The sequence below is a fragment of the Aeromonas sp. HMWF014 genome, from assembly GCF_963878295.1.
Lineage (GTDB): Bacteria > Pseudomonadota > Gammaproteobacteria > Enterobacterales > Aeromonadaceae > Aeromonas > Aeromonas popoffii.
The window spans coordinates 1-4,952 of record NZ_CAWNYS010000292.1 but is presented as its reverse complement, the minus strand read 5'-3'; the positions used below and the strand labels follow the sequence as shown (position 1 = coordinate 4,952).

At 60.6% G+C, this 4,952-nt stretch carries 4 protein-coding genes; all 4 read right to left on the bottom strand.

The features are described 5' to 3' along the window. On the bottom strand, positions 1–896 hold an 896-nt coding region (gene serS / locus AAC083_RS12085; protein ID WP_258224675.1), incomplete at its 3' end, for a serine--tRNA ligase. A 381-nt stretch (positions 897–1,277) separates the two neighbouring features. Next, positions 1,278–2,615, bottom strand: coding sequence for a replication-associated recombination protein A (locus AAC083_RS12080; RefSeq protein WP_108536728.1), 1,338 nt, complete (start codon positions 2,613–2,615; stop codon positions 1,278–1,280). Between the two features lie 75 nt (positions 2,616–2,690). Continuing rightward, complete coding sequence (gene lolA, locus AAC083_RS12075; protein WP_042035510.1) at positions 2,691–3,299, bottom strand: outer membrane lipoprotein chaperone LolA; 609 nt, start codon at positions 3,297–3,299, stop codon at positions 2,691–2,693. Between the two features lie 80 nt (positions 3,300–3,379). Beyond that, positions 3,380–4,952, bottom strand: a 1,573-nt coding sequence (locus tag AAC083_RS12070; RefSeq protein WP_258224674.1) for a DNA translocase FtsK, incomplete at its 5' end; no start/stop codon positions are given.

Here is a 4,952-nt window from a genome sequence, read left to right as displayed (position 1 = left end):
TCCGTATGCACCATCTCGACCTTGTCGAACTGGTGCATACGGATGAGGCCACGGGTATCACGACCGTAGGAACCGGCTTCAGAACGGAAGCAGGGGCTGTGGGCCGTCATCTTGATGGGCAGCTCCTGCTCATCAAAGATCTCGTCGCGGGCCATGTTGGTGAGCGGCACTTCGGAGGTCGGGATCAGGGAGAATTTGCGCAGCTTGCCCTCCTCTTCCCCTTCACCCTCGATACCGGTGTTGAACAGGTCTTCGGAGAACTTCGGCAGCTGACCTGTGCCATACAGGCTGTCCGGGTTCACCAGATAAGGCACATAGCACTCGGTGTAACCGTGCTGCAGGGTGTGCAGGTCCAGCATGAACTGCGCCAGGGCGCGGTGCAGGCGGGCAATCTGCCCCTTCATCACCACAAAGCGGGCACCGGAAATCTTGACGCCGTTCTTGAAATCCACGCCCTTGGCCGCTTCACCCAGATCGATGTGATCGCGTACCGGGAAATCGAACGCACGCGGCGTTCCCCAACGACGCACTTCCACGTTGTCGTCCTCATCGCGGCCCACCGGCGTGGTCTCGCTCGGCAGGTTGGGGATGGCGTCGGAGATGGATTTGAGATCGCGCAGCAGCACTTCGAGCTCAACCTTGCTGGTTTCAAGCTCGTCGTTAATCTTGGTCACGTCGGCCTTGAGCGGGGCCACATCCTCACCACGACGGGCAGCCTCACCGATGGACTTGGAGCGGGCGTTGCGCTCGGCCTGCAGCTCCTGGGTACGGGACTGCAGATCCTTGCGTTTCTCTTCCAGAGCATTGACAGCCGCTACGTCCAGAACGTAGCCACGTGTCGCCAGACGAGCGGCAGCTTCATCAATCTCGCTACGCAGATATTTGGGATCCAGCATGGTTTACCTACTTTTTTAAAATGGGATCTGGGCCTGGGTCATCATGACCGGGCGAGAGAACAGATCCGGAAGTTAACATCGGTTGGCGCACCCCTATCGTCTTCAGGATCGCGCCTTCAAAATCAGGCCTTCGAAATCAAGAAGATGGCGCAAGGCCGAGACAAACGGGGTCAGAGGGCCAGTGTATCAGACCGCCCCCCCGCCCGAACAGGGACTATTTACGTCGTTTTCACGGACCTCACCGGTCGGGAAGACTCGCGGATCCTCCCTCGAACCCCATTCCTGACCACAGAGGCAAACCGGTACCTGAACTGCCTCATTTGAACAAGTGCATTCACCGGCCACCCCTCTGCCAACCGGGCTGTTCGAGGCGCCAGCCTGCTACTTGCCCCTTTGTTGCGGGCTCTGCCGGTCCAGCTCATGGAGGTAGTCAAGCTTTTGGGCAATCTGCTTCTCAAGACCGCGATCCGTGGGCTGATAGTACTGCTTGCCTGCCAGCTCTGGCGGGAAGTAGCTCTCGCCGGCTGCGTAGGCCCCCGGCTCGTCGTGGGCATAACGATACTCGGCACCATAACCCAGCTCGCTCATCAGCTTGGTGGGTGCGTTGCGAAGATGCGGTGGCACCTCGAAGTCGGGCAGGTTTTTCGCATCGTTGAGCGCTGCCTTCCAGGCGGTGTAGACCGCATTGCTCTTGGGGGCGCAGGCGAGATAGACGATGGCCTGGGCGATGGCGCGCTCCCCTTCGGCAGGGCCGATGCGATGAAAGCAATCCCAGGCCGACAGGGCGACCTGCATGGCGCGCGGATCGGCGTTGCCCACATCTTCCGAAGCGATGGCCAGCAAGCGGCGGGCAATATAGAGCGGATCGCAACCAGCGCTCACCATGCGGGCGTACCAGTAGAGCGCCGCATCCGGGGCCGAGCCGCGAATGGATTTGTGCACCGCCGAGATGAGGTCATAGAAGTGATCCCCCCCCTTGTCGAAACGGGCCACGTGCTCCCCCACCACGGCGGCGAGCAGGGCGCTGTCGATCACTCTCTTCCCTGCACCATTGGTCTCGGCCATGTCGGCCAACAGCTCCAGATAGTTGAGGGATTTGCGCCCGTCCCCATCCACCGCCTTGGCCAGCGCCTCTTTGACGCCGGGGGCAAAGGAGAGCGCCGGATCATTGAGACCGCGCGGATCCTGCATTGCCTGCTCGATCATGGCGAGGATGTCGCGCTCTTCCAGTCGCTTGAGCAGATAGACCCGGGCCCGGGAGAGCAGCGCGTTGTTGAGTTCGAACGAAGGGTTTTCAGTGGTGGCACCGATAAAGGTGATGGTGCCATCTTCGATGTGGGGCAGGAACACATCCTGCTGGCTCTTGTTGAAGCGGTGCACCTCATCCACGAACAGTATGGTGCGTACCCCACGCCAGCTGTTCTCCTTCGCCTTGTCGATGGCGGCGCGGATCTCCTTGATGCCGGAGGTCACTGCCGAGAGTCGCTCCACTTCCGCCTGGCAGTAGTGCGCCATCAGCTCCGCCAGGGTGGTCTTGCCGGTGCCGGGAGGTCCCCACAGGATCATCGAGTGACAATGACCCGCCAGGATCGCTTTGCGCAGGGGCTTGTCAGCCCCCAGAATATGCTGCTGACCAATATACTGGTCTAGGTTTTGCGGCCGCATCCGGGCCGCCAGCGGGCGAAAGTCCGATGAGAAATCCAGCGACAAGTTACTCATCTGTATTGACCCCCAGCGTCACACCACTCGCCTTTGACTGGCGCAGTGGCGAGCAATCCAACGACCGCCTGCTCATCAGCGCTGGTCGTCCAGCGCGACCCCCTTCGGGATCTTGAAAACAAATTCATTGCCCTTGAGCACCGGCTTGCGGTTGAAACTGCTCAGGGTGAATTCGCTCCACTGCCCCTGCGCCTCTTTCACATCGAAACGGCTGATGTTGTTGGCCCGATCGAAGGTAACGCGGAAAGAGGCGATCAGCTCATCCTTGTTGCGACTGGTGACGATGTAGACATCCCCCTCCTGAGTCACGTCATAGTTCTTCCAGAACTTGTCGTCATTACCGGCGATCAGAATAAAGGGAGTATTGAGGACCGCATCCTTGAGCTTGAGGACAGTGACCTGCTCGACGAAGGGGTCATAGATCCACACATCCTGACCGTCGGCCACGATCAGGCTTTCGTCCGGCGAGGTGGTGTGCCAGTTGAAGCGGTTCGGACGCTGCACCAGCAGATCGCCGCTGGCCTTTTGCAGCTCCTTGCCCTTGCTGTCATAGACGGTCTGGGCAAACTTGGCGGAGAAGAGGCTGACACCCGCCAGCTTCTGTTTGAGATCACTGGCCGCATCGGCCCACACTTGGCTGCTGGCCATCAGCAGCACGGTACCCATCAACAGTTGCTTTTTCATCACGATCTTCATAAAGACGCTCTCGATAAAAGGCCACGCCCGTGGAGGGCATGGCCAGGGATAATATGAAACGGCGAGGCTTAGTCCCGCACCGGCGGCGGTGCCAGCACATCGCGCTGACCATTGCCGCCCGGTGAGCTGACGATGCCCTGATTTTCCATCTGCTCGATGAGACGGGCTGCCCGGTTGTAACCAATCTTGAACTTGCGCTGGACGCTGGAGGTAGAACCGCGACGGGACTCCACCACAAAGGCGACCGCCTCGTCAAACAGGGGGTCGAGCTCTTCATCGCCACCGCCGCCATATTCACCGCTGCCGCCTTCGCCGCCTGATTCACCGGAGAGGATCTCGTCAATGTAGTTTGGCTCGCCGCGCAGTTTCCAGTCCGCCACCACTTTGTGCACTTCGTGGTCATCGACAAATGCGCCATGCACCCGGGTCGGGTTGGAGGTACCGGCTGGCATGTAGAGCATGTCACCCATACCGAGCAAGGATTCGGCACCGCCCTGATCGATGATGGTACGCGAGTCGATCTTGCTCGACACCTGGAACGAGATACGGGTCGGGATGTTGGCTTTGATAAGACCGGTAATCACATCCACCGAGGGACGCTGGGTCGCCAGAATGAGGTGAATACCGGCCGCTCGCGCCTTTTGGGCGATACGGGCAATCAGCTCTTCCACCTTCTTGCCGACGATCATCATCATGTCGGCAAACTCGTCCACCACCACCACGATGTGGGGCAGCTTCTCCAGCTCCGGCGGCATCTGATCCATGGAGTCACCCGGACGCCACAGCGGGTCGAGCAGGGGCTCACCCGCCTCGATGGCGGCCAGCACCTTGTCGTTGTAGCCCTTGAGGTTACGCACCCCGACCGCCGACATCAGCTTGTAGCGGCGCTCCATCTCACCTACGCACCAGCGCAGGGCGTTGGCAGCATCCTTCATGTCGGTGACCACCTCGGTCAAGAGATGCGGGATCCCTTCGTAGACCGACAGTTCCAGCATCTTGGGGTCGATCATGATGAAACGCAGATCATCGGGAGATGACTTGTAGAGCATGGAGATGATCATGGTGTTGACCCCCACCGACTTGCCCGAGCCGGTGGTACCGGCCACCAGCAGGTGCGGCATCTTGGCCAAATTCACCACCACGGGCTCACCGGCTATGTCCTGACCCAACCCCATGGTAAGCGGGTTACGGCTGTCACGGAAGGCATCGCAGTCGAGGGTTTCGCGCAGGTAGACGGTCTGGCGCACCCGGTTGGGCAGCTCGATGCCGACGAAGGTCTTGCCCGGGATCACTTCCACCACCCGCACGCTGCTGGCAGAGAGGGAGCGGGCCAGATCGCGCGACAGGTTGGTGATCTTGCTCGCCTTCATGCCGGGCGCCAGATCCAGTTCGAAACGGGTGATGACGGGGCCCGGATAGACACCGACCACCTTGGCCTGCACGTTGTAGTCCGCGAGTTTCGCCTCCACCAGACGGCCCATGCGGTCCAGCTCGTCCTTGCTCATCATCTGGGTCTTGGCTGGCGGCCTGTCCAGCAGCTCCAGGCTTGGCAAGGGCGCCATGCCAGGCAGTGGACGACGCTTGGGTTTGGTCGGTGCGACGGCAACCGGTGCGGTCACGTCGTCACCCTCGGCCCAGGGC

Bases quoted from the DNA above. Each gene is read 5' to 3' on its own strand.
- AAC083_RS12080 (WP_108536728.1), bottom strand. From the start codon at position 2,615: ATGAGTAACTTGTCGCTGGATTTCTCATCGGACTTTCGCCCGCTGGCG.
- lolA (WP_042035510.1), bottom strand. From the start codon at position 3,299: ATGAAAAAGCAACTGTTGATGGGTACCGTGCTGCTGATGGCCAGCAGC.